Genomic DNA, 25,138 nt, shown 5'->3' with positions numbered 1-25,138 from the left:
GGGCTCTCATCGATGATCGCGCCGCAGCCGACGTCGAGCACGGACCCCGCCAGGGCCGTGAGAGACGGTGACCGGTCCGGCGGGGCGCCGGACGAATCGACGCCACGGACCGGTTCGTTGAGACCGGGGAAGGGGCGACGCTTCGTGTGCATCCCCTCCGGCCCGCCGGTTGCGCGCGGACCGGTGACGCCGCCTCGTGGCGGACCGCGGCACCGGCCGGGCTTCCCACCCGGGAGCCGTCCCCTACGCCGTGACGAACCGTGGTTCGCGGAGGGCCGGGACGCGCTGGAGCCCGTCTGGGTGGGGCGGCGTTCCCCGACAGCCACCTCGCGCAGGACCAGTTTGCCTGGATGGCCCAGCAGATTCCCGACTGCCGCCTGGCCACCATCGACGCCGGACCTCTCGTCCACACGGCCCGGCCGGCAGAGTTCCATGCGGCCCTGCGGTCGTTCGGGATGGACCGAGACATCGACGAACCGTTGGCCGACGGCGTCAGCTCCGGCTGAGCAGGGAGGACAGTACCTCGTACAACGTCGCCTCCGGATCGGTGACGGAACCTTCCGAGCGCCAGGCCACGAAGGCGTCGGGGCGCACCAGCACCGCACCCTCGGCGCTCGTACCGTGCGCCTGTGCCCAGTCCGCCCCGTTCTCCGGCTCCAGGTCGGAGCCGGCGCCGATACCGAGCGCGTCGAGCCGCACCGAGAGCCGGGCGGCCACGCGCGCCGCCGCCCGGCGCCACGCCACATCCGCGCCGTCGCTCAGCAACACGAACGACCGCTCGTACAGGTCCAGTGTCGACTTGCGCTCGCCTGCCCGACGGACCCACAGGTGTGGTGCCCGGGAGCCGGGGTCACCGTTCAGCCGCAGCCCTTGCGGCACCACCGGCTGTTCGGCGTCCACACCCAGCACGGCGCCACGGACATAGCGGTATCCCAGCGCCACGGGAAGCAGGCCGCCCTTCTTCCCGCCGCCCACACCGGGAGCCGGGGCATATCCGGGGTGGCTGTGCTCCGCGGAACGGGACGAAGCCCGCTCGCTCGTTGCCCGCGCCACGGGCAGCCGCTCCGCCTCGTACGTGTCCAGCAGCCCCGGACCGGCCTCGCCGCGCAGCACGGCGGCGAGCTTCCAGGCGAGGTTGTGCGCGTCCTGGATACCGGTGTTGGAGCCGAACGCCCCGGTCGGCGACATCTCATGGGCGGAGTCCCCGGCGAGGAAGACTCTGTCCCGGCCGTACCGTTCGGCGACCCGCTCCGCGGCGTGCCACGGGGCCTTCCCGGTGATCTCCACGTCGATGTCCGGGGCACCGGTCGCCCGACGGATGTGCTCCGCGCACCGCTCGTCCGTGAAGTCCTCCAGCGTCTCGCCTCGTTCGGGATGCCACGGCGCGTGGAACACCCACTCCTTCGTGTTGTCCACCGGCAACAGAGCACCGTCCGCCGCGGGGTTGGTCAGGTAGCACACGATGAAACGCCGGTCGCCCAGCACGTCGGCGAGCTTCCGCGAGCGGAAGGTGATGCTCACGTTGTGGAACAGGTCGCCGGGTCCCGACTGACCGATCCGCAGCTGCTCCCGGATGCGGCTGCGCGGACCGTCGGCCGCGATCAGGTAGTCCGCACGGACGCTGATGTGCTCACCGGTCTCCCGGTTCTTCAGTGCGGCGTCCACCCCTGATCCATCCGGGTCGAACGTCATCATTTCGGTGGAGAACCGGATATCGCCGCCCTGCTCACGGGCCTGCGCCAGCAGTACCGGCTCCAGATCGTTCTGACTGCACAGGCACCAGCCGCTCGGGCTGAACCGCGCCAGTCCGCCGCCCGGGTCGATCTCCCTGAACAGCCACTCCTGGTCGTCGCCGGTCAGCGAACCCGCCTGCAGAATCCCGTGATTCTCCGCGAGCACCGAAGCAGCCTCCCGGATCAGCTGTTCGGCTCCCGCCGTGCGGAACACCTCCATGGTCCGTACGTTGTTGCCGCGGCCACGCGGGTGTGTGGAGGTGGCCGCGTGTTTCTCGACCAGCAGATGCTCGATGCCCAGCCGGCCGAGGAAAAGTGAGGCGGACAGGCCCACGAGGGAGCCGCCCACGATGAGGACGGGTACACGGAGGTCGACGTTCTCGTTCATCAGTTGCTCCAGCTCCGACGCTGTACAGATGCATTGTTCTTGCCCCTGCGGGAGCCGTTCGGACGGCCCCCGGAGGGCTGCTCACCTGAACGGTTCATAAATCTCGCGTCGACCGGACCAGCGTTTCACGATCGGTCACGGAGACGCAGCCCGCGGCGCGGGGGCAAACGGTACGCATCCGCCGGGAGATTTCCCGCTCCGATTCCATTCGACAACCGACGGCCCGCCATTCACGTGGACGCCACGCCGTCTCGAAGGAGAACGACACATGACCACCCTTTCGGAACGGATCTCGCAGTCCGCCTTCGACGGCTCCAGGCTGCGGGTCGTTCTGCTGCTGGATCTGCACGACGGAGCCCAGAACCAATTCCTTGAGGCGTACGAGCACCTGCGCAATCAGGTGGCATCCGTACCCGGGCACATCAGCGACCAGCTGTGCCAGTCGATCGAGAACCCCTCGCAGTGGCTCATCACCAGCGAATGGGAGAGCGCACCGCCCTTCCTCGCCTGGGTCAACAGCGAGGAGCACGTCCAGACGGTCCAGCCCCTGCACAGCTGCGTACGCGACACCCGGTCGCTGCGCTTCTCCGTGCTGCGGGAGACCGGGAGGGCCTTCGAGAGCACCCCCGATGCAGCCAAGGGCAACCTGCAGTCCGCCCCCCGGCTGGGCGACGGCGTGGTCCGCCACGCCCTCACCTTCACCGTGAAGCCCGGCAGTGAGGACGTCGTCGCGAAGATCCTCGCCGACTACGACTCCCCGCAGGCCCGGGTCGACGAGCACACGCGGTTGCGCCGTACTTCGCTCTTCATGCACGGAAACCGGGTCGTCCGGGCTGTCGAGGTCGAGGGGGACCTCCTTGCGGCGCTGCGCCATGTGTCCCGTCAGCCCGAGGTCAGGGCCGTCGAGGAGGCCATCAACCCGTACCTGGAGCAGGACCGGGACCTCAGCGACGAGAACTCCGCCCGGGTGTTCTTCACCCGGGCGGCTCTGCCCACGGTCCACCACGTCACCGCCGGCCGGCACAACGCCGCGGACATCCGCCGGTACGCGCTGTTCTACCAGGCCAAGGAGGGGTGCGGGATGGCGCTCGCCCGGCTGCTCGCCAGCAACGACGAGGAGGCGGCCGAGGACCGGAACAGCACGATCGACAGCAGCACCATCTTCCAGCGCGACGACATCGTCGTGCGGCTCCTCGAAATGGTCGGCCCGCTGGACGCGCAGCCCGCCCAGGCTCTGGGCATCGACGACCCCGCCAAGGTGGTCCGGCTCGGACGGCTCCTCGACGGCGGCGTCAACGCCGCGCCGACCAACGACCAGGAGATCGCGCGCTTCCTCAAGAAGTCCGAAATGACTCTGATCACCGATCGTCGGGCCGCGGATTCCTGAACCGCGCGTCAGCACCCTGGGGGGTTCTCGCTCAACCCGTCAACACCACGCGCACTGCGCCAGGAGGAAAGCAGTCATGACCACGCATCGGCCACGCATCGTGGACCTCAGTGAGACCCAGCCCAACCGCAGGCGCGGAGGCGACCTGCGCGCCATGCTCACGCCGACCGCGGTGGGTGCAACCAGCGGCTTCATGGGGCTGGCCATCGTGCAGCCCGGCGACCGCATCGGCGAACACTACCACCCGTACTCGGAGGAGTTCGTGTACGTCGTGAACGGTCTCCTGGAGGTGGACCTGGACGGGGAACCGCATGCCCTGCGGCCCGACCAGGGCCTGCTGATCCCTCCGCATGTACGTCATCGGTTCCGAAACGTGGGAGATGTGGAAGCGCGCATGGTCTTCCACCTCGGTCCGCTCGCCCCGCGTCCGGAGCTCGGTCACGTCGACACCGAGCACACCGAGACCACCGAGACCGCCGGCCGGGCCGCGCCGCCAGAACGAACCGAGGCGGCTTCATGACCCGGCGCGTGGCGGTCACCGGAGTCGGTGTCGTCGCCCCGGGCGGAATCGGCGCCCCGGCCTTCTGGGACCTCCTCGCCAACGGACGCACCGCGACGCGCGGCATCACCCTGTTCGACCCGGTGGGATTCCGCTCCCGGATCGCCGCCGAGTGCGACTTCGACCCCGCGGCCCACGGCCTCGACGAGGACGAGATCGCCCGCTCGGACCGGTACATCCAGTTCGCGCTCGTGGCCGCCAGGGAAGCCCTCGGCGACGCGGGCCTCGACCCGGAGAAGGTGGACCCCTGGCGCATCGGGGTGTCCCTCGGCACCGCCGTCGGCGGCACCACCCGGCTGGAGCACGACTACGTCGCCGTCAGTGGCAGCGGCGCCCGCTGGGACGTCGACCACCGCCCGGCCGGCCGCCATCTGGAGCGGGCCTTCTCACCCAGTTCCCTCGCCTCGGCGGTCGCCGAGCAAGTCGGCGCGCACGGCCCGGTGCAGACCGTCTCGACGGGCTGCACCTCCGGCCTCGACGCGATCGGGTACGCGTTCCACTCCATCGAGGAGGGCCGGGTCGACGTCTGCATCGCAGGGGCGTCCGACTCGCCGATCACCCCGATCACGGTGGCCTGCTTCGACGCGATCAAGGCGACCTCCGCGAACAACGACGACCCGGAGCACGCCTCCCGGCCGTTCGACGCACACCGGGACGGCTTCGTCATGGGCGAGGGCGGAGCCGTACTCGTCCTGGAGGAACTGGAACATGCCCGCGCCCGCGGTGCCACCGTGTACTGCGAGATCGCCGGCTATGCCACCTTCGGCAACGCCTATCACATGACCGGGCTGACCCCCGAGGGACTGGAGATGGCCGAGGCCATCAACCGGGCCCTCGGTCATGCCCGGATAGACAGTTCACAGATCGACTACGTCAACGCGCACGGATCCGGCACCAAGCAGAACGACCGCCACGAGACGGCCGCAGTGAAGAGGGCCCTGGGCACGCACGCCTACGAGGTGCCCATGAGCTCCATCAAGTCCATGGTCGGTCACTCGCTCGGCGCCATCGGCGCCATCGAGATCGCCGCCTGCGTACTGTCCCTGGTCAACCAGACGGTGCCGCCGACAGCGAACTACGAAACCCCGGACCCGGAGTGTGACCTCGACTACGTGCCGCGTGACGCACGGCCCCGGAAGCTGCGCAGCGTCCTGTCGGTCGGCAGCGGATTCGGGGGTTTCCAATCCGCCGTTGCCCTGACCAGAACAGGTGGGAGGACATCATGAGCACCCGAAAGGCCAGGCGCACCGTCGTCACCGGCATCGGTGTCGTGGCACCCAACGGCACGACCACGGAGTCGTTCTGGAAGAGGACGCAGGAAGGGACGAGCGTCCTCGACCACGTCACCCGCGAGGGCTGCGAGCATCTGCCGCTGCGGGTCGCAGGCGAGATCAGGGGCTTCGACCCGGTGGACCTGATCGAGGAACGCTACCTCGTGCAGACCGACCGGTTCACGCATTTCGCGATGGCCGCAGCGGATCTCGCCCTCGACGACGCCCGGATCGGCCGGGCCGACTACGAGGGCGACCCGTTCGCCGTGGGAGTGGTGACCGCCGCCGGCTCCGGTGGCGGCGAGTTCGGCCAGCGCGAACTGCAGCGGCTGTGGGGGCAGGGGTCCAATTACGTAGGCCCCTACCAGTCCATCGCCTGGTTCTACGCGGCCAGCACCGGCCAGATCTCCATCCGGGGCGGATTCAAGGGGCCGTGCGCCGTCGTGGCCAGCGACGAAGCGGGCGGCCTGGACGCATTGGCGCATGCCGCCCGGTCCATCCGCGGCGGCGCCGACGCAGTGGTCGTCGGCGCCGCCGAGGCACCTCTGGCCCCGTACTCGGTCGTCTGCCAGCTCGGGTACGAGGACCTCAGTGTCTGCGAGGACCCTGAGCGGGCCTATCGCCCCTTCACCTCGGACGCGTGCGGCTTCGTACCCGCCGAGGGCGGCGCCATGCTCGTGGTCGAGGAGGAGGCCGCGGCGAACCGCCGCGGGGCCCGGATCAGGGCCGAACTGGCGGGCTACTCCGCGACGTTCACCGGGGCGTCCCGATGGGAGGAGTCCCGGGAGGGGCTCGCCCGGGCGATCAGCGGCGCGCTGCGGGAGGCCGGCTGTGCGCCGGAGGAGATCGACGTGGTCTTCGCCGACGCCCTCGGCGTACCGTCCGCCGACCGCGCCGAAGCACTGGCCATCGCCGACGCGCTCGGCGTGCACGGCAAGCGGGTACCGGTGACGGCGCCCAAGACCGGGATCGGCCGGGCCTATTGCGGGGCGCCGGTGCTGGACGCGGCAGCCGCCGTACTGGCCATGGAATTCGGGCTCATACCTCCCACCCCGAACGTCGTCGACGTGTGTCACGAACTCGATGTCGTCACCGGCCGGGCGCGCCCCGCCGAACTGCGGACGGCGCTCGTGCTGAGCCGCGGCCTCATGGGTTCGAACGCGGCCATCGTGCTGCGGCGCCCCACCGCTATCCACGCGTGAGAAGGAGAAGTCGTCATGAACGGTCCACTGACCTACCAGGAGCTGGCTGCGCTGATGAAGAAGGGCGCGGGAGTCAGCGTCGACCCGCAGGAGATGGAGAGCCGGCCCGCGTCCGGCTTCGACGAGTACGGCCTGGACTCGCTCGGCCTCCTCGGCATCGTGGGCGTGCTGGAGAACCGGCACGGCAGGCCGCTCCCGGCCGACGCCGACCGGTGCAAGACGCCCCGTGAATTCCTCGACCTCGTCAACCACACCCTCATGACAGGAGCCTGAAGTGTCCGGACACACCGAGAACGAGATCACCATCGCCGCCCCTCTCGACCTGGTCTGGGACGTGACGAACGATCTGGAGAACTGGCCGCGGCTGTTCAGTGAGTACGCGGCGGTCGAGGTGATCGAACGGGACGGCGAGAGGACGAGGTTCCGTCTCACCATGCACCCCGACGAGAACGGCAAGGTGTGGAGCTGGGTCTCGGAGCGCACGACCGACCGCGCCGGGCGCAAGGTCGTCGCGCGCCGCGTCGAGCCGGGCCCGTTCGAGCACATGAACATCCGCTGGGAGTACTCGGAGGTCCCCGGTGGCACGAAGCTGCACTGGACGCAGGACTTCGCGATGCGGTCCGACGCGCCCGTCGACGACGCGTGGATGACCGACAACATCAACCGGAACTCGCGCGTCCAGATGGAACTCATCCGGGACAAGATCGAGCAGCGCGACCGCGAGCGCCGTACCGCCCCGGTCAACGCCCGCTGACCCCCCGCCCGCCCGCGTCCGGCCACCCCGCCGCCCCGGCGGGGTACCGGCCGGGTATCAGAAAGGCATCCCACCCATGCACCACGCTCTGATCGTCGCCCGGATGGCGCCGGAGTCGGCGCCGGACATCGCCGAACTGTTCGCCGCCTCCGACCGCAGCGAACTGCCGCACCTCGTCGGAGTCAACCAGCGCAAGCTGTTCCAGTTCGGCGACGTCTATCTGCACCTGATCGAGTCCGACCGTCCACCGGGCCCGGAGATCGCCAAGGTGCACCAGCACCCGGAGTTCCAGGACCTCAGCCAGAAGCTCACCGCCTTCATCAGTCCGTACGACCCGCAGACCTGGCGTGGTCCGAAGGACGCGATGGCCCACGAGTTCTACCGGTGGGAGCGCGACTCCAGCGCCTGAGAGCCTGTCGGGCGACCTCTGATCGGGCGGACGCGGCGTGGCCGCGTCCGCCCTTCGATCGAAGGGCACCCGACAGGCTCTGACACACACGACGGTCGCCCCGGGTCCGGCTGAAGAGCCGGACCCGGGGCGACTGCGTGAGGCGAAACGGTTCAGCTGGGCACGACGCACTCGAACGCGTGCAGATATCCGTTCACCGGACTGATGTCGCCGACGATCAGACCCGCTTCCTCCATCCGTTTGAGCAGGCTCTCCTTGGTGTGCTTCGCACCGCCGACATTGAGAAGCAGCAGCAGGTCCATGGCGGTGGTGAACCGCATCGACGGGGTGTCGTCGACCAGGTTCTCGATGATCACGACCCGGGCACCCGGGCGGGCCGACGCCATGACATTGCGCAGCGTCCTGCGCGTGCTCTCGTCGTCCCATTCCAGGATGTTCTTGATGATGTAGAGATCCGCCTCGACCGGGATCGCCTCGCGGCAGTCTCCGGCGACGATGCTCGTCCGTCCGGCGAGCGCTCCGCCGTCCCGCAGCCGGGCATCGGCGCGCGCGACCACGCCCGGCAGATCCATCAGCGTGCCGCGGACCTTCGGGTGCTTCTCCAGCAGGCTGGCGAGCACGTGCCCCTGACCGCCGCCGATGTCGGCGACCTCGGACACCCCTGCGAGGTCGAGGAGTTCGGCGACATCCAGCGCGGACTGCATGCTGGACGTGGTCATGGCCTGGTTGAAGATGTGCGCCGACTCGTGCGCGTCGTCGTGGAGGTAGTCGAAGAACTCCTTCCCGAACACGTCGGGGAAGACGCTCGTGCCGGAGCGCACCGCGTCGTCCAGCCGCGGCCAGACCTCCCAGGTCCAGGGCTCGGTGCACCACAGGGAGATGTACCGCAGGCTGTTCGGGTCGTCTTCGCGCAGCAGTCGGGACATGTCGGTGTGGACAAAGCTTCCGTCGGCGGTCTCGGCGAAGATTCCGTAGCAGGACAGAGCGCGCAGCAGCCGGCGAAGTGGCGCCGGCTCGGCGTTCACCTCCGCCGCGAGCTCGGCTGCGGTGGCCGGCGTCTCACCGAGCGCGTCGGCGACGCCCAGCCGGGCCGCGGCGCGCACGGCCGCGGCGCAGGCCGCGCCGAAGGCGATCTCGCGCAGCCGCATTCCCGGCTGCGGGGTGTGCAGGGGAGTGGTGGGGATGGGAGTGGTGCTCGCGGTGGTCATACCGTCTCGCTTCTTCTCGTGCGGCGGGTCACGGTCGGCACATGCCGGCCGGTGCGGACGTCGCGCATGTGTTGCCGACGAAGGTGTTGCTCGGTCCGGCTTCCTGGTTGGCCAGGTCCGCGGGCCGGTTGCCCAGCACCACATTGCGGCTGATGGTGTTGCCGGTGCTGTGGGCGCCCACGAAGCTCTTGAACAGCACGAGGCCGCCGGAGAGCGGGGTGGCGCCCACGTTGTTCCGGATCGTGTTGTCGCGCACCTTGGTGTCCACGGTGCCGGTGAGGACGATGCCGGAGCCCTGAATGGCGGGCAGCCGGGGGGTCTTCGGGCAGAACTTGTTGTTGTCGGTCATCCGGTTGTTGTGGATGGTCATCGCCCCGGCCTGCGGCTTGTTTTCGTCGCCGACGACGAACATGCCGCTGCAGTTGCCGGTGGAGGTGTTGTCCCGGATGGTGAGGTTGCGGACGCGGCGGGCGGTGATGCCGATCCGGTTGTCCTTCAGCGTGTTGCCGCGGAGCTGCGTCCCGTGGGTGTCGGTGGCTCCGCCCTCCTCGGCCACGGTGTTCGCGACGAAGATACCGGCGTCGCCGTTGCCGTGGGCGGTGTTGCTCCGGAGCTCGGAGCGGGTCGACCTCTCCTGGGCGATGCCCCAGACACCGTTGGTATCGGAGGTCACCTCCCGGACCTTCAGACCGTCGGTCCAGGACGCCCAGATGCCGGTCTTCTTGAATCCGGAGACGGTGAGGGAGCGGATGCTCACACCGTCGACGGTGTGAGCGGACGTGCCCAGCACGCAGATGCCGTTGCCGGCTTTCGCGCAGGCGTTGCCGGCCTTGGTCCCGGTCGCGCTCGGCTTGATGACGGTCCGGGCCCCGGTGCCGCGCAGGGTCAGACCCTGCTTCTTGATCAGGACGCTCTCGTGGTAGGTGCCGGGCTGGACGACGATGGTGTCACCCGTCCGGGCGGCGTCCACGGCGGCCTGGATCGACTGGCCCGGCTGGACCGTGCGCACGGCCGGGGTGGCGGCGGAGACGGACGGTTCGGCGCAGGCCACCGCGGTGGCCGAGACGACTGCCATGCACACGAGGCTGGTGATGTGTCGTTTCCTCATGAGCCGAAGCTATGGGCGATCGGCGACCATTGCCACGCAGGGTGAGCGGACGAGCGTATCCCGTGCCCGAATGGCTTACGACCGGACGGCCGCGTCGCACGTCCGGGGGTTGCTCGCGGGCTGAGGCAATCGGGTGACTCGGCGCGTCTCAGCCTTGAGCCCCGCTGCCGGGTGCCACGACAGAGCGGGCCCACCGGTAGTCGGCCTTGCCACTCGGTGAGCGCTGGATCTGCGGAGCGATCACCAGCTGGCGGGGGATCTTGTATCCGGCGAGACGGGTGCGGCAGTGCGCCTGGACGTCGTCGAGCGTGGGATCGGCCGCGCCTTCCCGCAGCTGCACGACCGCTGCCACGCGATTGCCCCACCGTGCGTCGGGCACCCCCGCCACCAGTGCGTCGTACACGTCCGGATGGGATTTGAGCGCCTGCTCGACCTCCTCCGGGTACACCTTCTCGCCGCCGGTGTTGATGCACTGGGAGCCGCGTCCGAGGACGGTGACGATGCCGTCCGCGTCGACGGTCGCCATGTCACCGAGCAGCACCCACCGCTCCTCGCCCTTGCGGAAGAACGTCTCCGCGGTCTTCCTCGGGTCGTTGTAGTAGCCGAGCGGCACATGCCCCCGTTGGGCGATCCGCCCCGGCTCGCCCGGAGCCACGGGTTCGCGCGTCGATGGATCGACCACCGCGGTACGGGAGTTGACCTGGAGGCGGAATCCGTTCTGCGGACCGGAGTCGGCCGTCGCCGTGCCGTTGAAGCCGGACTCGGACGAGCCGAAGTTGTTCAGCATCATCACGGTGGGCACCAGTGACTGGAACTCCGCGCGCACCGAGTCCGACATGATCGCGCCCGAGCTGGATACGGAGAACATGGACGAACAGTCGGTGCCCTTCAGTGGTCCCTTCAGTGCGTCGATCAGCGGCCGCAGCATCGCGTCGCCGACCAGCGACACGCTGGTGACCTTCTCCTTCTCGATCGTCCGGAGCACCTCCTCGGGGACGAACTTGCGGTGGATGACCACCCGCTGCCCGAAGTTGAACCCGATGAACGCGGTGAGCGTCGAGGTGCCGTGCATCAGCGGCGGAGTGGGGAAGAACGTGATGCCGTCACCACCCGCGGCCACCCGCTCGGCCAGTTCCTGCGGCGCCTTCACCGGCTCTCCGGTCGGGGCGCCGCCGCCGAGGCCGGAGAAGAAGAGGTCCTCCTGGCGCCACATCACACCCTTGGGCATGCCCGTGGTCCCACCGGTGTAGATGATGAACTGGTCGTCGGCCGAGCGCGGGGCGAAACCGCGCCGGGGATTCCCGGCCGCCTCGGCGTCGGTGAACGCCACGGCATCCGGACCGGGCACGCCCCCCACCGGCGTGCCCACCCGTACGAGGTGGCGGAGCTTGCGGGCCTTCGGCGCGGCGGCCGCGACCCGCTCGTCGAACTCGGCGTCGAAGACCAGAGCCGCCAGATCGGCATCACGGTAGATGTATATCAACTCCTCTTCCACGTAACGGTAGTTGACATTGACCGGTACCAGGCGCGCCTTGAGGCAGGCCAGTACCGTCTGCAGGTACTCGATGCCGTTGTACAGGTGGAGGCCGAGGTGCTCTCCCGGCGTGAGGCCCGCGTCGATCAGATGGTGGGCGATCCGGTTGGCGGCGGTGTCCAGCTCCGCGTAGGTGAGCCGGCGCTCCGCACCCGTACCGGGGTGGTCGAGGTACACGAGCGCCTCGCGATCCGGGACCGCGTCGACGACCGACTCGAACAGGTCGGCAAGGTTGTACTCCACCGTTCCTCCTGACCCCAGGGCGCTGAGTGGCTCGGCGGTCATTAGAGCGCCGACCGGCACAACTGGGAAGAGGTGCCGTAGAAGAAATCTGACTGACTGTCAGGAAACTATTGAACTGAGCCCCGGCCTCCTGCAACCTGTTCTGGATCTGGAGACGGGAGGCAGGCAATGGGTGGTACGGAACACCTCACCGTGCAGCGCGAAGGCGCCACACTGGTGCTCACCCTGAACAGGCCGGAGGCGAAGAACGCGCTGTCGCTGCCGATGCTGGTCGGGCTGTACGACGGCTGGCTGGCCGCCGACGAGGACGACGGCATCCGATCCGTCGTCCTCACCGGCGCGGGCGGTTCCTTCTGCGCCGGCATGGACCTCAAGGCGCTGGCGGGCAAAGGGATGGAGGGCGAGCAGTACCGGGACCGGATGGCGGCCGACCCCGATCTGCACTGGAAGGCGATGCTGCGCCACCACCGCCCCCGCAAACCGGTCATCGCCGCAGTCGAGGGATACTGCGTGGCCGGCGGCACCGAGATCCTGCAGGGCACGGACATCCGTATCGCCGGCGCGAGCGCCACCTTCGGACTCTTCGAGGTCAAGCGCGGACTGTTCCCCATCGGAGGCTCGACGGTCCGGCTGCCGCGTCAGATCCCCCGCACCCACGCCCTCGAAATGCTGCTCACCGGACGCCCGTACAGCGCTGACGAAGCCGCCCGTATCGGGCTCATCGGCCGAGTCGTCCCCGACGGCACCGCACTGGAGCAGGCCCTCGACGTCGCCGAGCGGATCAATGCCTGCGGCCCGCTCGCCGTCGAAGCCGTCAAAGCCTCCGTGTACGAGACCGCCGAGATGACCGAGACAGAGGGCCTCGCCGCCGAACTGAAGCGCGGCCGACCGGTCTTCACCACCGCCGACGCCAAGGAAGGCGCCCGCGCCTTCGCCGAGAAACGCCCGCCCGTTTACCGGCGCGCCTGAGCCAAGGAGACAACCGTGCCCGACGTCCTCAGCGCACCGCTGGTGGTCGAGTTCCCCTTCACCCGCTCCCTCGGCCCCGTCCAGAGTGCCTTCCTCACCGGACTACGCGAGCGGACCGTCCTCGGCGTGCGGACCCCCGACGGAAGAGTCCTCGTCCCCCCTGTCGAGTACGACGCCGTCACCGCCGAAGAACTCAGCGAACTGACCGAGGTCGCCGCCACAGGCACCGTCACCACCTGGGCCTGGAACCCCGCCCCGCGCCGCGACCAACCCCTGGCAACCCCGTTCGCCTGGGTGCTGGTCAAGCTGGACGGGGCCGACACCGCACTGCTCCACGTCCTCGACGCACCGGGACCCGGAGCAGTGCACACCGGCATGCGTGTCCGCATCCGCTGGTCCTCGGAGCGTACCGGTGCCATCACGGACATCGCCTGCTTCGAACCGTACGAGGGCGAGTTCGGCCAACCGTCCCCGCACAGCGGTGAGTTCGCGGACCCTGTCACCGGAATCGTCACCCCGGCCCGCCTCGACTACACGTACACCCCCGGCCGCGCCCAGAACGCGTACCTCAACGCCCTCGCCGAACAACGCATCGTCGGCGAGCGCTGCCCGTCCTGCCGCAAGGTGTATGTCCCGCCCCGCGGCGCCTGCCCCACCTGCGGCGTCGCCACCGCCGAACAGGTCGAGGTCGGCCCGCGCGGCACCGTCACCACCTACTGCATCGTCAACATCAAGGCTGCGCACACGGCGAATCTCGACATCGAAGTGCCGTATGTCTACGCCCACATCGCACTCGATGGCGCCGACCTCGCCCTGCACGGACGGATCGGCGGCATCCCGTACGACCAGGTGCGCATGGGGCTGCGGGTCGAACCCGTCTGGACCGGGGAGGGCCGCCACCCCGACCACTACCGGCCCACCGGAGAGCCGGACGCCGACTACGACGTGTACAAGGAGCTGCTGTAGATGCGAGACGTTGCGATCGTCGCCTTCGCGCAGACGGATCATCTGCGGCGCACCGACGAACTCTCCGAAGTCGACCTGCTGATGCCGGTCCTCCACCAGGTCCTCGACGCCACCGGTCTGAAGGCGAGCGACATCGGGTTCACCTGCTCGGGATCCAGCGACTACCTCGCCGGCCGAGCCTTCTCCTTCACCATGGCGCTCGACGGCGTCGGCGCCCACCCGCCGATCTCCGAGTCCCATGTGGAGATGGACGGCGCCTGGGCGCTGTACGAGGCATGGGTGAAACTCCAGACCGGCGAGGCCGACACCGCCCTCGTCTACGCATACGGGAAGTCCTCTCCCGGCAAGGTCCGCGACGTCCTCACCCGCCAGCTCGATCCGTATTACGTCGGCCCGCTCTGGCCCGACTCCGTCGCCCTCGCCGCGCTCCAGGCCCAGGCACTGATCGACGCGGGCCACACCGACGAGGCCGCCCTCGCCGCGATCGCCCACCGCAGCCGCACCGCTGCCGCGGACAACCCGCACGCACAGCTTTCGGGTTCGGTCCCAGCCGGTGACTACCTCGTACAGCCGCTCCGCACCGGGGACTGCCCGCCGGTCGGCGACGGCGCCGCCGCCGTGATCCTCGCCGCCGGTGACACCGCACGCGCCGTGTGCACCCGACCCGCCTGGATCCGTGGCATCGACCATCGCATCGAGGCCCACAGTCTCGGGGTGCGCGACTTGACCGACTCGCCGTCGACCCGCCTCGCCGCCGAACGTGCGGGGGCCTTCGAAGGACCGGTGGACACCGTGGAGCTGCATGCCCCGTTCACGTCGCAGGAGGTCGTGCTGCGCAGGGCGCTCGGACTCGACGCCGGGGTCAGCGTCAACCCGTCCGGAGGAGCGCTCGCGGCCAATCCCGTCATGGCTGCCGGGCTGATCCGGCTCGGCGAGGCCGCGGCCCGCATCCAGCGCGGTGAGTCGGACCGGGCGCTCGCTCACGCCACCTCCGGGCCCTGCCTGCAACAGAATCTGGTCGCCGTCCTTGAAGGGGAGGCCGCTCATGCCTAAGGAGCCCGTGGCCGTCGTCGGCATCGGCCAGACCAAGCATGTCGCCGCCCGCCGGGATGTCTCCATTGCCGGCCTGGTCCGCGAGGCCGCCGTCCGCGCGCTGCAGGACGCCGCACTGACCTGGGCAGACATCGACGCAGTCGTGATCGGGAAGGCGCCGGACTTCTTCGAGGGCCTGATGATGCCGGAGCTCTATCTGGCCGACGCCCTCGGCGCGGTCGGCAAACCGATGCTGCGGGTGCACACCGCGGGCTCGGTCGGCGGCTCCACCGCACTTGTCGCCGCGAATCTGGTCTCCGCACGTGTGCATCGCACTGTCCTCACCCTGGCCTTCGAGAAGCAGTCCGAGTCCAACGCCATGTGGGGCCTGTCACTGCCCATCCCGTTCCAGCAACCCCTGCTCGCGGGCGCGGGCGGCTTCTTCGCCCCGCACGTGCGCGCGTACATGCGCCGCACGGGAGCGCCCGACACAGTCGGCTCGCTCGTCGCGTACAAGGACCGGCGCAACGCGCTCAAGAACCCGTACGCACACATCCACGACCCGGACATCACTCTGGAGAAGGTCCAGGCGGCACCGATGCTCTGGGATCCGATCCGCTACTCCGAGACGTGCCCGTCCTCGGACGGCGCGTGCGCGATGATCCTCACCGACCGGGCCGGCGCGGACCGTTCGCCGCGTCCGGCCGCCTGGGTGCACGGCGGGGCGATGCGCAGCGAACCGACCCTCTTCGCGGGCAAGGACTTCGTGTCACCGCAAGCGGGGAAGGACTGCGCCGCCGATGTGTACCGCCAGGCCGGGATCGCCGACCCGCGCAGGGAGATCGACGCCGTGGAGATGTACGTCCCGTTCTCCTGGTACGAGCCGATGTGGCTGGAGAACCTCGGTTTCGCCGACGAGGGGGAGGGCTGGAAGCTCACCGAGTCCGGCGTCACCGAACTCGACGGCGATCTGCCGGTGAACCCCTCGGGCGGAGTGCTCTCCACCAACCCCATCGGTGCCTCTGGCATGATCCGCTTCGCCGAGGCCGCCCTGCAGGTACGCGGACAGGCGGGCGAGCACCAGGTGCCGGACGCGCGCACGGCGCTCGGCCACGCCTACGGCGGTGGGGCACAGTTCTTCTCCATGTGGCTGGTCGGGGCCGAACCACCCACTGGCTGACCCGGCTGCCGTCCCGGACCGGCCGAACGACCCTTGGCCGCGGCCTGTCCGGGACCGCCGACGGTGGCCAGGCTTCGGCCGGGACGACGAGCGGGAGGAGCCGACGTGGCGGAGAGCACCACCACTCAGCAGCCCTCTGCCGACTGGGACAAGCCGGACCTCGGTCTCAGCAACGCGAACTGGCAGCCGGGCACTCAGGGGGCCGGGGATGTCCAGATCGCCTTCGTCGAGGGATTCATCGCGATGCGCAACGCCGGCAGGCCCGGCAACCCTTCTGGAATGGCCGGACGGCGGCGCCCCCTCGCCTCCCATCACCCGGCCGGAGGTATGCCGCGGCGGAATGCCCTGCCCGCTGCCCTGGCCCGCGCCGCGATCGGCTTCCTCGCCGGACCGGACCTGGCCGCACTGCGCGCCTGACACGCCCCACGGCGGGTCCGTTGCTTCGTCAAGGAACACCTCCGGCAGGATAGGTCCACACCGTCCTGCGGCAACCGCGCCCGAGTGGCCCGCCACCACGAGCGGCACCGCATCCTGCCTTCGCAGGGCGTGCCGCAGTAGCGTGGTGATCATGACTGGCGAGCGTGATCTTCGAACCCTGCTGAGCGGCCTGCGGCCGGAGCTGAATCCCGGCCGGTACGTCTTCACCACGGTGCCCGGCGCCGCAGTCCCCGCCGGAGTCACTCCCGCGGTGACGGTCGCCGAGCCCGAAGGGCTGACTCTCGTGATTCCGGAATCGGAGGCCCTCGCCGCGGGGCTTGCGTACGACTATGTGGCGGCCTGGATCACCCTTCGCGTCCACTCCGCCCTGGACGCAGTCGGACTCACCGCCGCCGTGGCGCTGGCCCTCACGGACGCGGACGTCAGCTGCAATGTGGTGGCGGGCTACCACCACGACCACCTCTTCGTCCCGCATGGGCGTGGCGCCGAGGCGGTGAGTGTGCTGCGGGCCCTTGCCGCGGAGTCCGACGGGAGGGTCTCCGGGCCCGGCTCCGCAAGGTGAGCCGGGACACGTAACATGTCTGCATGTCCTTCCTCCGCCGCCGTAGCGCTGCCACACCCGCGGGCCCGGATTTCGACGTCCTGGCCATGGACCCGGGCGACTGGCCCGGAAATCTCGGCGCCGGTCTGCTGCCCGCCCCCGACGGGAGCTGTCAGGGCGTCTTCCTGCGGTACGACCTGTTCGGCGGCCGCGGACCGGCGATGATCATCGGCAATCTCCCGGAGGGCTCGCCCGCCCGCGAGACCGAGGAGGGCCAGGTCCCCTTCGAGGTCGCGCAGCTGCTGCTCGCGCTGGAGAACGACGAGCCGGTCGAGGTGACCGGCACCGATGACATGCCGGTGATGCAGGGTGACAACCTGCTGATCGTCCGGCGCGTCAAGCTCTCCGAGACCCGGATCTCCTGTGTCCAGTTCGACCGCAGCGACGGGGTGCTCGTCACCATCGCCAGCTGGGACCGGCCGATCACCGATGATCTGTACACCCTCCTGAAGCCGCTGCCGGCTGAGCTGTTCCAACAGGGCTGAAACGTCCCTGCTCTCCGACCCCGGCATCCCGCAAGGGCCGTCCGTACCGATCGGGCGGCCGCGGGGTCACTTCTGTCCAAGTGTTCGCAGCCTCGGTCCAAGAGGCTGCTTTGTCATGCACCTTGGCTGGATAGTCATCGGACCTTTAGCGGCATGCGGCACGACACCTGGGATCACGCGTCGCGCGACCGTCACGACAGCTACTGGCGCAACGGGCGCCCTGGCGCTGGGAATTCCTGCCTTTACTGGAACGGCTGCCGCCGCCAATACCTCCGATGAATCGCGAGTATCGCAGGAGCTGAACGGAATCAGGACACTGGTGGACCCGGTGCTCCGGTACCGCGCCCCGGCTGCGGGCTGGGAGCGTGAATCACTGCCCACCGGCGGCGGAGCGCTCGGCGCGAGCGGCCACGGCACGCCCACCACCGAACGGCTCACCCTCAACGAGAAGACGCTCTGAACCGGCGGCTCCGGCTCCCCGCCTTCCCGGACGGCTGGCTGGAAGGATCAGTCCGCGGACTGCGCGCCCGGGGAGGCCTCACCGTAGACATCGAATGGTTTGCGGGGCAGGCCCGCCGTGTGGTGATCACGGCGAGCCGCAGCCGTGAAGTGACCGTCCGCAGCTCACTGTTCGCGAGCGGAAAAGAAGGTCTTCAAGGCCCGTGCAGGCAGCCGCTACACGCTGGTCGCCGAGGGCTGAGCGAACAGTGCGGTCACCCGCGCCGCCGAGATGCCGAGCCCTGTGGGACCACCGAGGTGCCACGGGGCGCCGGTACCGCGCCGCAGATCCTCCTCGCGGTAGCGCCGGCAGCCCCGGTGCCAGATCAGGATGCCCGCGATCCAGTGTTTGAGCTCCTGGACATAGCCCGCCAGGATCTCCCTCGCCTCGGCATCGAGCCCGAAGTCGTCGTACAGGAGCGGGAGTTCCTGCTCGGCGACATGGAGGAACTGGCGGAGCCGGGAGTTCATCAGGTCGTGCACGATCGCCATCCCGGTCGGATAGTCGACCCCGAAGAAGTTCTGCACGACCAGGACGCCGTTGTGCACCTCACCTTCGTACTCGATCTCCTTCTGGTACGAGAAGAGGTCGTTGAGCAGGCACGCGTAGTCGGCGGCGGCGTTCTCGAGGGAGCGCATCGGACCGCTGCGGTAGATCTCTTCGGGCACCTTCCTGCCGTGACCGAGCCGGGACAGACTCATCGTGAGATCCGAACCGAACGTCAGCCGCCGCATCTCGATGTAGTCCACCGGATCCGGGATCCGGTTCTGCGCCTGATTGGCCAGTTCCCACAGCCAGCTCGCCGTCATCGACTCGATGGCCGTACGGAACGCGCGTCGTGCGCTGTCGTCCATCGGGGCCGAGGTCCGCTCCCAGAGATCGGCGAGACCGCGCTCCAGCGCGTTCACGGGTTCGGGCACCGCGGAACCGTCCAGTGGCATGAACAGCGACAGCCGCTCGTTGGCCAGCCGCGCCCCGGCCAGGTCACGGGGCCTCCCGTGCACCACAGGGAACCAGTCGTCGCCGTACGTCCCCCAGGCCAGCCACTGCGAGGAGAGGTCCAGCTCGTCGGGCGTCGCGTCCGGATGCAGACCCGCCGCGCACAGCGGCAGATCGATCGCCACGAGCCGCTCCTCGTCCCAGATGTGCGAGCCCGGCACGCCCGGCTGTGCCTCCAGGATCCCCATCCGGCGTGACCACTCGACGATCCGGACCCGGGCCCCGTCCAGATGCGGACTGAGCGTCGTGCCGAACGGCAGGTCGAAGTCGGGCAGCAGCGACGGACCGACCCGCTGGTACGGCACATGGGTGTGGCCGCGCAGCCGGGCTGACTCCGAACGCGGAGTGAACCGGATCGACGCTGCGGACATACCGAAACCGAGGACGGCCTCGCCGGCCCCGCCGTTGTTCATGTAGCGGCTGGAACGCATGTGCCACTCATGGCCGCCGGACTGCCAGTCCTGCAACCCCTTGACATAGGCGAGCACCGCGGCGGTCTCCGCCGGATCGAGCCCCTTCTCCTCGCACAGCGGCCCGAGTTCGGTGAGCGCGGTGTTCTCGAATTGCTGGAGCCGCGAGGTCAGCAGGTCGTTGACCGAGTCGGCTGCCTCCTGTGTGGAGCAGCCCAGGAACGTCTCCAGTACCAGCACACCGTTGCTGTTCTCGCCCTCGTCCTCGACCTCCCGCTGGTACGAGAAGAGGTCGTTGCGCAGATGCACTCCGTCGGAGAAGGCATCCCGCAGCACCCGCAGTGCCCGCTCGTCGGCCACCGACTCGGGCACCTCTGCGCCCGCCGCGTACTCCACCAGACCCGCAGACCATGGGGCTCCGCCCACCTTGCGACGCATCTCGATGTATTCGACGGGATTGGCGATGCGCCCCTCGTTGATATTGGCGAGCTCCCACAACGACTCGTAGAGCAGATTCTTTGTCGCCTCCGCGAACCGGGCCCGCCAGGCGTCGGACATCCCCGGCACCGTCCTCGCCCACAGGTCGGCCAGCCCTGCCTCGACCGGATTCGTCGGTTCCGGCGTCGGCGCCCCTCGCTCCATCGGCATGAAGGCGGGCAGCCGGTCCAGATATTTCTTTCCGCCTTCCCGGTCCGGGTTGCGCTTGAAAAGCTCCAGGAAGTGGTCGTCGAAGAAGAACACCCACACGTACCAGTCGGTGACCAGCGACAGGGCCTCCGCCGAGCAGTCGGGATGCGTGTACGCGCAGAGGAGCGCGTAGTCATGGGAGTCGAGGTCCTTCTCCTCCCAGATGCCGGACCCCTCCAGCATCCCTATGCTGCGCGCCCAGGTCCTGGTGTGCTGTCGGGCCTCCTCGGCATGGGAGTTGAGCCGCGCCGGATACGGAACATAGAAGTCCGGCAGGGTGAAGGGCTGAGCCATGTGCGTCCGGCCTTTCCGGGAGTCACCGCGCGGGGTCGCGCGCACCTGTCGTGTCCGCGCGAGCACTACCCCTGCGCCGTCCGGGGCACGCGCATCCGGAATTAGTCACACAAAAGGTGCGTCCTGACGGGTGGCGTCGACGCATTCCGGCGCCCGGCCACTGCTCCGTAAAACCCAGGTAACGGCCCACCGTCAGAAACCCGTTGCCTCTTTCCCGTCGCAGGTCAGAGGCTCTGCCAGAGGTCTGCTCCAGTGGCTCAACCAGCCATACTCCTTGCGCTCTTGACGCGCCATCACCTCAGGTCACAGAGTGTGCGCCCATAGCGGAACAGTGAGATCGGACCACGTACGACATTCCATGCGCACAGCTCCAAGAAGGGTTGTCATGACGTCCAAGCAGAGGACCAGACTCACGCTCGCCCTGACCACTGTCGGCGCCCTGAGTCTCGCGCTGCTCACACCCGCGGCGCAGGCCGGCGCGGACGAGGTGCGGCCCGAGTGTCCGCGCGGCCTCGACTGCGACTGGGTCCCGGCGGCCTACCAGCAGACCGGCGATCCGGCCGACAAGGAGACGTACGGCAACTACGACACCGCGGACCGGCCACACAGCAACAAGATCAAATTCATTGTTCTGCATGACACCGAGGAGGACTTCGACACCACCCTGAGGATCTTCCAGAACCCGCTGAAGCAGACCTCCGCCCACTACGTGGTGCGCTCGGGCGACGGTCATGTCGCCCAGATGGTCAAGAACAAGGACGTCGCCTGGCAGGCGGGCAACTGGTACGTCAACACCCACTCCATCGGCATCGAGCAGGAGGGGGTCGCCGTCGAGGGCGCCACGTGGTACACCCCCGAGATGTACAACTCGACGGCGAAGCTGGTGCGTTACCTCGCCGACAAGTACGATATCCCGCTCGACCGGCAGCACATCATCGGCCACGACGGCGTGCCGCCCACCAGCGCGGCCGGTACCAGGAAGATGCACTGGGACCCGGGTCCCTACTGGGACTGGAACCGCTTCATGGCACTGCTCGGCAAGCCGACGACCGTGCCGAGCGCCCCGAAGAGCAGTCCGCTCGTCACCGTCAGCCCCCGGTTCAAGGCCAACCAGCAGGCCTTCCGCGACTGCGAGAAGGGCGTTGACCTGCCGGTCCAGGGCAGCAGTGCCGTCCCGCTCCACACCGAACCCTCCACCGACGCACCGCTCTTCTCCGACCCCGGACTGCACACCGACGGCTCGCCCGGCACGAACTGTGCGGCCGACTGGGGCAGCAAGATCAGCGCGACCCACCAGGCGGTCGTCGCGGACCATGCGCCCGGATGGACGGCGATCTGGTGGTACGGCAAGAAGGCCTGGTTCCAGACCCCGGCGCACACCCGGACCACCGTCCCGACCGCCGGCTACGTCGTACGCCCGAAGGAGGGCCGGACCGAGGTGCCGGTGTACGGGGTGGCCTACCCGGAGAAGTCCGAGTACCCCGCGGACTTCGCGGACAAGCGAGTCGGGACGGCGCTGCCGTACACGATCAAGGCCGGGCAGTCGTACCCCGGCGGCGGCGAGGCACCGACCGGCTTCTTCTACGCCCCGACGATCGATGCGTCGTACCCGCTGGACCACTCGTACTTCCAGGGCCAGGGGAAGTATGTGACGGTGCAGATCGGGCACCGGGTGGCTTTCGTGAAGGCGTCCGACGTGGACATCGTGCGGGTCCGATGACGGCCGACGGGTGGGGCGAGCCCCGCGGTGCTCGCCCCACCTGCGCCTTCCCAGGAGCCCTCGGCCCGTTCAGCCTGTGAGGACGGACCGGGTTCCGGGGCGGCGCCCGCATGCCGCGGGCCCGGTGTGTCGGCACCGGACCCGCGGCAGGTATCTTCCGGAGAGCGCAGCGTCAGCGAGTGCCGACCGCGGCACGCACCGCCCGTCGGGCCATCGCGCAGTCGTCATGCAGCCGGCGCAGCAGCAGCCGCTGCTCCTCGCCCGACGACAGCGCACCCGGCCGGTCCTGAACCCTGCCCGTGGGCACGCCCTCCCGCATGGCCCGCTGCACCGCCGTCTCGTACGTACGGATCTCCCGTGTCAGTACGAGCATCAGGTTCACCAGGAACGCATCCCGCGCCGCAGGCCCTGCCGCCTGCGCCAGCTGACTGATCTGCCGCCGCGCCACCGGCGCGTCACCCAGCACCGTCCACAGTGTTGCCAGGTCGTACCCCGGCAGATACCAGCCCGCGTGCTCCCAGTCCACCAGCACCGGACCCGTGGGCGACAGCAGGATGTTGGAGAGCAGGGCGTCGCCGTGGCAGAACTGCCCCATGCCCTGGCGGCTGCCGGCATGTGCCAGACCGTGCAGCAGCTTCTGCAGGTCACCCAGATCACGGTCGGTGAGGAGCCCCAGCTCGTGGTACCGAGCGATGCGGGAAACGTAGTCAATCGGGGCGTCGAAGAGCCCAGCGGGCGGTCGCCACGCGTTGACCCGGCTGATCGCGCCGAGCGCGGCCCGCACATCGGCACGGGGCGGAGCCTCCGACGGGTGCCTCGTCAGCGCCGCCACCCGCCCCGGCATTCGCTCGATGACCAGGGTGCAGTTCTCGGGATCCGCCGCGATGAGCCGCGGTGCCCGGACCGGCGGGCGGTGCCGGACGAACGCCCGGTATGCCGCTATCTCGTGGCGGAACCGCTCGGACCATGCCGGGGAGTGGTCCAGCAAACACTTGGCGACCGCCGTCGTGCGCCCGGTTGTGCCGACGACGAGCACCGAACGCCCGCTGCGCCGCAGAACCTGGACCGGATTGAACTCCGGGCAGATCCGGTGCACGGAGGCGATCGCCATCCTCAGCTGTGCACCCTGCGGGCCGGACAGGTCCAGCCGCCCGCTGAGCGGGCCGGCACCCGGTCCGGCCGGCCGCCGGGGCCGGACCGTTCCGGGAGCCGACGGTGCGGTGCGGGGGGCGAGGTACGGTCCGCCGCCCGCCCCCAGGGGACGCAGCGGCCGGGGCGGGGCGGACACGGAGGACGATGCTGTGTACATGGGCGAGACAGATCCCTTCGTGCGCCGACAAGTTGCGTGCGCCGCCCCGGCCGGCGGCCGTTCGGCACCCTGGGGAGTACCTAGGGCTGCCGGACGGGGTGGCGCATTCCTAACTGACACCGGACCGCGGGTTGCGGACCATCTGGCGGACCCTGGCGAACCCTGGCGAATAGTCGCAACGCATCTGCCAGGGGGCTACTGTCAACACAGCCGAGAACCTGGGGGCTTGACGTGACCGGAGAACCCAACACCCGCCTGTCTGACCTGTTCGGCCTTGCCGGCTGGTCCAAGGGCGAACTCGCGAGAATGGTGAACCGGCAGGCGGCGGCCATGGGCCATCCGCAGCTGGCCACCGACACCTCGCGGGTGAGGCGTTGGATCGACATGGGGGAGTCCCCACGCGATCCCGTGCCCAAAGTGCTGGCTGCCCTGTTCACCGAGCGGCTCGGTCGTGTCGTGACCATCGAGGACCTCGGGTTCGGCCGGCACGGGCGTGTGGGGAAGCGGCGAGAGGTCGGGACGCAGGACAATCCCGACGGACTGCCGTGGGCGCCCGAACGGACGGCAGCGGTCCTCACCGAATTCACGGGAATGGACCTCATGCTCAACCGACGCGGCTTGGTGAGTGCGGGCGCCGCGCTCGCCGCAGGATCGACCATCACCGGCCCCATGCACAACTGGCTGCACACCGAACCCGTTCCGGCGGCTGACGCTCCACGGATCGGTGATCCCCTCTACGCGGACCAGGCCGGTTTCGACCGGTACGAGGCCGCCCCCATCGGATCGGAGGAGATCGAGGCACTGGAGCGGTCCGTCGAGGTGTTCCGCGCCTGGGACGCCTCCCGGGGCGGAGGACTGCAGCGCAAGGCTGTCGTGGGCCAGCTCAACGAGGTGGGGGGCATGCTCGCCTACCGCCACCCCGACCATCTGCAGCGCCGCCTCTGGGGCGTCGCCGCCAACCTCGCCGTTCTCGCGGGGTGGATGTCCCACGACATCGGTCTGGAACCCACCGCCCAGAAGTACTTCGTCATCGCGGCCCACGCGGCGCGCGAGGGAGGTGACCGTCCACGCGCGGGCGAGGCACTCTCCCGGGCAGCCCGTCAGATGGTCCACTTGGGCCGTCCCGACGACGCCCTGGATCTGATGAAGCTGGCCAAATCCGGCTCAGGAGACACGGTGCTGCCACGCACCCAGGCGATGCTGCACACCATCGAGGCGTGGGCTCAGGCATCCATGGGCCGGGGCCAGGCCATGCGCCGTACGCTCGGCAGGGCCGAGGAGCTCTTCGTGTCCGACAAGGGTGATGTGCCGCCGCCCAGTTGGATGCAGATGTTCGACGAAGCGGATCTGCACGGCATGCAGGCCCTGGCGTTCCGCACGCTCGCCGAGCACGAACCCGCGGCGGCGCTCATCGCCCAGCGTCATGCCAAGCAGGCTCTGGAGCTGCGCGTCAATGGGCGCCAGCGCTCCAAGATCTTCGACTACATCTCGCTCGCCTCGGCGTGCTTCATCGCCGACGACCCGGAGCAGGCCGACCGTTACGCACGGCTCGCCCTGGTGACGATGGGGGAGACCTCCTCGCACCGGACCTGGGACCGGCTGCGCGAAATGTACCGGCTCACCGGTCAGTTCGCGGGATACGCAAAGATCCGGGACCTGCGCGAGGAGATCGAGTTCGCCATGCCGCCGAGCTCGGTCATCAAGCGGCCCAGGCGTTCGGAGATCTGATCGGCCGACGCCGCAAAGAAGAGGA

23 protein-coding genes and 2 pseudogenes are annotated in these 25,138 nt (G+C 69.3%); 19 read left to right on the top strand and 6 right to left on the bottom strand.

The genetic code is table 11. From position 1 onward, the window contains the following. Positions 1 to 350 precede the first annotated feature (350 nt). Positions 351 to 506 carry a hypothetical protein gene (locus ACIBB8_RS26635; protein WP_398956216.1) on the top strand — a complete coding sequence of 52 codons (156 nt, stop codon included), beginning with the start codon at positions 351 to 353 and terminating at the stop codon, positions 504 to 506. Here ACIBB8_RS26635 and ACIBB8_RS26630 read toward each other — a convergent pair. Next, positions 493 to 2,121 carry an FAD-dependent oxidoreductase gene (locus ACIBB8_RS26630; RefSeq protein WP_398956215.1) on the bottom strand — a complete coding sequence of 543 codons (1,629 nt, stop codon included), beginning with the start codon at positions 2,119 to 2,121 and terminating at the stop codon, positions 493 to 495. The genes ACIBB8_RS26635 and ACIBB8_RS26630 overlap by 14 nt on opposite strands. A gap of 268 nt (positions 2,122 to 2,389) precedes the next feature. On the opposite strand from ACIBB8_RS26630, the gene ACIBB8_RS26625 reads away from it, so the two are divergent. The 7 genes from ACIBB8_RS26625 (at position 2,390) to ACIBB8_RS26595 (ending at position 7,703) form a co-directional block, all read left to right on the top strand. Further along, positions 2,390 to 3,508 carry a SchA/CurD-like domain-containing protein gene (locus ACIBB8_RS26625; protein WP_398956213.1) on the top strand — a complete coding sequence of 373 codons (1,119 nt, stop codon included), beginning with the start codon at positions 2,390 to 2,392 and terminating at the stop codon, positions 3,506 to 3,508. A gap of 76 nt (positions 3,509 to 3,584) precedes the next feature. Then, entirely contained in the window at positions 3,585 to 4,028 is a 444-nt protein-coding gene (locus ACIBB8_RS26620) for a cupin domain-containing protein (protein WP_398956211.1), read from the top strand. Then, positions 4,025 to 5,293 carry a beta-ketoacyl-[acyl-carrier-protein] synthase family protein gene (locus ACIBB8_RS26615; RefSeq protein WP_398956209.1) on the top strand — a complete coding sequence of 423 codons (1,269 nt, stop codon included), beginning with the start codon at positions 4,025 to 4,027 and terminating at the stop codon, positions 5,291 to 5,293. Before ACIBB8_RS26620 ends, ACIBB8_RS26615 begins: the two co-directional genes overlap by 4 nt. Then, complete coding sequence (locus ACIBB8_RS26610) at positions 5,290 to 6,540, top strand: beta-ketoacyl synthase N-terminal-like domain-containing protein (protein WP_398956207.1); 1,251 nt, start codon at positions 5,290 to 5,292, stop codon at positions 6,538 to 6,540. The genes ACIBB8_RS26615 and ACIBB8_RS26610 overlap by 4 nt, the downstream gene beginning before the upstream one ends. Before the next feature lie 15 nt (positions 6,541 to 6,555). Then, positions 6,556 to 6,813 (top strand): acyl carrier protein, encoded by a 258-nt coding sequence (locus ACIBB8_RS26605; protein ID WP_358862486.1) that lies wholly within the window; start codon positions 6,556 to 6,558, stop codon positions 6,811 to 6,813. Position 6,814: 1 nt separating this feature from the next. Continuing rightward, on the top strand, positions 6,815 to 7,294 hold the full coding sequence (locus ACIBB8_RS26600) for an SRPBCC family protein (protein WP_398956204.1): 480 nt from the start codon (positions 6,815 to 6,817) through the stop codon (positions 7,292 to 7,294). 76 nt (positions 7,295 to 7,370) lie between these two features. Then, positions 7,371 to 7,703: a TcmI family type II polyketide cyclase gene (locus ACIBB8_RS26595; protein ID WP_398956202.1), complete on the top strand. Its 333-nt coding sequence runs from the start codon at positions 7,371 to 7,373 to the stop codon at positions 7,701 to 7,703. Between the two features lie 152 nt (positions 7,704 to 7,855). On the opposite strand, the gene ACIBB8_RS26590 is transcribed toward ACIBB8_RS26595, so the two are convergent. The 3 genes from ACIBB8_RS26590 to ACIBB8_RS26580 all read right to left on the bottom strand — a co-directional run bounded on the left by ACIBB8_RS26590 (position 7,856) and on the right by ACIBB8_RS26580 (position 11,796). Further along, on the bottom strand, positions 7,856 to 8,911 hold the full coding sequence (locus tag ACIBB8_RS26590; protein ID WP_398956200.1) for a methyltransferase: 1,056 nt from the start codon (positions 8,909 to 8,911) through the stop codon (positions 7,856 to 7,858). 28 nt (positions 8,912 to 8,939) lie between these two features. Then, positions 8,940 to 9,986 carry a nitrous oxide reductase family maturation protein NosD gene (locus tag ACIBB8_RS26585; RefSeq protein ID WP_398956198.1) on the bottom strand — a complete coding sequence of 349 codons (1,047 nt, stop codon included), beginning with the start codon at positions 9,984 to 9,986 and terminating at the stop codon, positions 8,940 to 8,942. A gap of 181 nt (positions 9,987 to 10,167) precedes the next feature. Then, entirely contained in the window at positions 10,168 to 11,796 is a 1,629-nt protein-coding gene (locus tag ACIBB8_RS26580) for an acyl-CoA synthetase (RefSeq protein WP_398956196.1), read from the bottom strand. Positions 11,797 to 11,964: 168 nt separating this feature from the next. Between ACIBB8_RS26580 and ACIBB8_RS26575 the strand changes: the two genes are divergently transcribed. The 9 genes and pseudogenes from ACIBB8_RS26575 to ACIBB8_RS26535 form a co-directional block, all read left to right on the top strand. Continuing rightward, complete coding sequence (locus ACIBB8_RS26575; protein WP_398956194.1) at positions 11,965 to 12,765, top strand: crotonase/enoyl-CoA hydratase family protein; 801 nt, start codon at positions 11,965 to 11,967, stop codon at positions 12,763 to 12,765. Between the two features lie 15 nt (positions 12,766 to 12,780). After that, a complete protein-coding gene (locus ACIBB8_RS26570) occupies positions 12,781 to 13,731 on the top strand; it encodes a Zn-ribbon domain-containing OB-fold protein (RefSeq protein WP_398956192.1) in 951 nt (316 codons plus the stop codon). Beyond that, positions 13,732 to 14,784, top strand: coding sequence for a thiolase domain-containing protein (locus ACIBB8_RS26565; RefSeq protein WP_398956190.1), 1,053 nt, complete (start codon positions 13,732 to 13,734; stop codon positions 14,782 to 14,784). Next, positions 14,777 to 15,943 carry a thiolase domain-containing protein gene (locus ACIBB8_RS26560; RefSeq protein ID WP_398956188.1) on the top strand — a complete coding sequence of 389 codons (1,167 nt, stop codon included), beginning with the start codon at positions 14,777 to 14,779 and terminating at the stop codon, positions 15,941 to 15,943. The genes ACIBB8_RS26565 and ACIBB8_RS26560 overlap by 8 nt, the downstream gene beginning before the upstream one ends. Positions 15,944 to 16,048: 105 nt before the next feature. Then, a pseudogene (locus tag ACIBB8_RS26555) lies at positions 16,049 to 16,219 on the top strand (DUF397 domain-containing protein); the annotation flags it as partial. A gap of 292 nt (positions 16,220 to 16,511) precedes the next feature. Beyond that, entirely contained in the window at positions 16,512 to 16,943 is a 432-nt protein-coding gene (locus tag ACIBB8_RS26550; protein WP_398956187.1) for an ACT domain-containing protein, read from the top strand. A 23-nt stretch (positions 16,944 to 16,966) separates the two neighbouring features. Continuing rightward, positions 16,967 to 17,467, top strand: coding sequence for a hypothetical protein (locus ACIBB8_RS26545; protein WP_030928952.1), 501 nt, complete (start codon positions 16,967 to 16,969; stop codon positions 17,465 to 17,467). A gap of 319 nt (positions 17,468 to 17,786) precedes the next feature. Continuing rightward, positions 17,787 to 17,927: a glycoside hydrolase N-terminal domain-containing protein gene (locus ACIBB8_RS26540; protein ID WP_398956183.1), complete on the top strand. Its 141-nt coding sequence runs from the start codon at positions 17,787 to 17,789 to the stop codon at positions 17,925 to 17,927. Beyond that, positions 17,924 to 18,034: pseudogene (locus ACIBB8_RS26535) on the top strand (glycoside hydrolase family 95-like protein); the annotation flags it as partial. The gene ACIBB8_RS26540 and the pseudogene ACIBB8_RS26535, both read left to right, overlap by 4 nt. 108 nt (positions 18,035 to 18,142) lie before the next feature. Here ACIBB8_RS26535 and ACIBB8_RS26530 read toward each other — a convergent pair. Further along, on the bottom strand, positions 18,143 to 20,356 hold the full coding sequence (locus tag ACIBB8_RS26530; protein WP_398956181.1) for a germacradienol/geosmin synthase: 2,214 nt from the start codon (positions 20,354 to 20,356) through the stop codon (positions 18,143 to 18,145). 385 nt (positions 20,357 to 20,741) lie between these two features. Between ACIBB8_RS26530 and ACIBB8_RS26525 the strand changes: the two genes are divergently transcribed. Then, positions 20,742 to 22,076, top strand: a complete 1,335-nt coding sequence (locus ACIBB8_RS26525) for an N-acetylmuramoyl-L-alanine amidase (protein WP_398956179.1) — start codon at positions 20,742 to 20,744, stop codon at positions 22,074 to 22,076. A 172-nt stretch (positions 22,077 to 22,248) separates the two neighbouring features. On the opposite strand, the gene ACIBB8_RS26520 is transcribed toward ACIBB8_RS26525, so the two are convergent. Beyond that, entirely contained in the window at positions 22,249 to 23,385 is a 1,137-nt protein-coding gene (locus tag ACIBB8_RS26520; RefSeq protein WP_398956177.1) for an aminoglycoside phosphotransferase family protein, read from the bottom strand. Positions 23,386 to 23,616: 231 nt separating this feature from the next. On the opposite strand from ACIBB8_RS26520, the gene ACIBB8_RS26515 reads away from it, so the two are divergent. Further along, entirely contained in the window at positions 23,617 to 25,113 is a 1,497-nt protein-coding gene (locus ACIBB8_RS26515) for a hypothetical protein (RefSeq protein ID WP_398956175.1), read from the top strand. Positions 25,114 to 25,138: the final 25 nt, after the last annotated feature.

The organism is Streptomyces sp. NPDC051286, from assembly GCF_044455345.1.
Classification (GTDB): domain Bacteria; phylum Actinomycetota; class Actinomycetes; order Streptomycetales; family Streptomycetaceae; genus Streptomyces.
This window is presented reverse-complemented; position numbering and strand designations above follow the sequence as displayed.

Excerpts from the sequence above, each read along its gene's own strand:
- ACIBB8_RS26615 (WP_398956209.1), top strand. The coding sequence starts at position 4,025 with ATGACCCGGCGCGTGGCGGTCACCGGAGTCGGTGTCGTCGCCCCGGGC.
- ACIBB8_RS26635 (WP_398956216.1), top strand. The coding sequence starts at position 351 with ATGGCCCAGCAGATTCCCGACTGCCGCCTGGCCACCATCGACGCCGGA.
- ACIBB8_RS26520 (WP_398956177.1), bottom strand. The coding sequence starts at position 23,385 with ATGTACACAGCATCGTCCTCCGTGTCCGCCCCGCCCCGGCCGCTGCGT.
- ACIBB8_RS26565 (WP_398956190.1), top strand. The coding sequence starts at position 13,732 with ATGCGAGACGTTGCGATCGTCGCCTTCGCGCAGACGGATCATCTGCGG.
- ACIBB8_RS26575 (WP_398956194.1), top strand. The coding sequence starts at position 11,965 with ATGGGTGGTACGGAACACCTCACCGTGCAGCGCGAAGGCGCCACACTG.
- ACIBB8_RS26545 (WP_030928952.1), top strand. The coding sequence starts at position 16,967 with ATGTCCTTCCTCCGCCGCCGTAGCGCTGCCACACCCGCGGGCCCGGAT.
- ACIBB8_RS26560 (WP_398956188.1), top strand. The coding sequence starts at position 14,777 with ATGCCTAAGGAGCCCGTGGCCGTCGTCGGCATCGGCCAGACCAAGCAT.
- ACIBB8_RS26550 (WP_398956187.1), top strand. The coding sequence starts at position 16,512 with ATGACTGGCGAGCGTGATCTTCGAACCCTGCTGAGCGGCCTGCGGCCG.
- ACIBB8_RS26590 (WP_398956200.1), bottom strand. The coding sequence starts at position 8,911 with ATGACCACCGCGAGCACCACTCCCATCCCCACCACTCCCCTGCACACC.
- ACIBB8_RS26585 (WP_398956198.1), bottom strand. The coding sequence starts at position 9,986 with ATGGCAGTCGTCTCGGCCACCGCGGTGGCCTGCGCCGAACCGTCCGTC.
- ACIBB8_RS26605 (WP_358862486.1), top strand. The coding sequence starts at position 6,556 with ATGAACGGTCCACTGACCTACCAGGAGCTGGCTGCGCTGATGAAGAAG.
- ACIBB8_RS26530 (WP_398956181.1), bottom strand. The coding sequence starts at position 20,356 with ATGGCTCAGCCCTTCACCCTGCCGGACTTCTATGTTCCGTATCCGGCG.
- ACIBB8_RS26620 (WP_398956211.1), top strand. The coding sequence starts at position 3,585 with ATGACCACGCATCGGCCACGCATCGTGGACCTCAGTGAGACCCAGCCC.
- ACIBB8_RS26630 (WP_398956215.1), bottom strand. The coding sequence starts at position 2,121 with ATGAACGAGAACGTCGACCTCCGTGTACCCGTCCTCATCGTGGGCGGC.
- ACIBB8_RS26525 (WP_398956179.1), top strand. The coding sequence starts at position 20,742 with ATGACGTCCAAGCAGAGGACCAGACTCACGCTCGCCCTGACCACTGTC.
- ACIBB8_RS26625 (WP_398956213.1), top strand. The coding sequence starts at position 2,390 with ATGACCACCCTTTCGGAACGGATCTCGCAGTCCGCCTTCGACGGCTCC.
- ACIBB8_RS26610 (WP_398956207.1), top strand. The coding sequence starts at position 5,290 with ATGAGCACCCGAAAGGCCAGGCGCACCGTCGTCACCGGCATCGGTGTC.
- ACIBB8_RS26595 (WP_398956202.1), top strand. The coding sequence starts at position 7,371 with ATGCACCACGCTCTGATCGTCGCCCGGATGGCGCCGGAGTCGGCGCCG.